Annotated in this window: 1 protein-coding gene; it reads left to right on the forward strand. The window is 63.3% G+C overall.

Annotation, left to right across the window (positions count from 1 at the left end; genetic code table 11):
- On the forward strand, nucleotides 1–376 hold a 376-nt coding region (locus tag QCE73_RS33995), incomplete at both ends, for an LON peptidase substrate-binding domain-containing protein (protein ID WP_404989846.1).

The raw sequence follows: 376 nt of genomic DNA on the forward strand, positions 1-376 counted from the left end.
TCGGCTGCCTGGCCGAAATCGCGGAATGCGATGTCGATACCTTCGGTCTCCTTCTCGTGCAGGCACGCGGAACCGATCGTTTCCGGCTCACCGATCATCGTGTCGAGCCGAGCAATCTGATCGTCGGCACGGCCGAGTTGCTGGGTGAAGATCAGCCGCTGCAGGGCGCCGAGGCGCTCGCGAAATTCGGCGCGTGCGCAGAAGTGCTGGAGCGCATCATCGACACGATCAAGGAACGCGAGCCGCAGAATCTGCCCTTCGTCGAGCCCTTTCTATACGACGATCCCACCTGGGTCTCCAACCGCCTCGCCGAAATCCTGCCGATCCCGATGCGCGCACGCCAGAAGCTCATGGAGTTGATGGACGCCGGCGCGCG

Origin of the sequence: Caballeronia sp. LZ029 (genome assembly GCF_031451275.1) — a bacterium.
Lineage (GTDB): Bacteria > Pseudomonadota > Gammaproteobacteria > Burkholderiales > Burkholderiaceae > Caballeronia > Caballeronia jiangsuensis.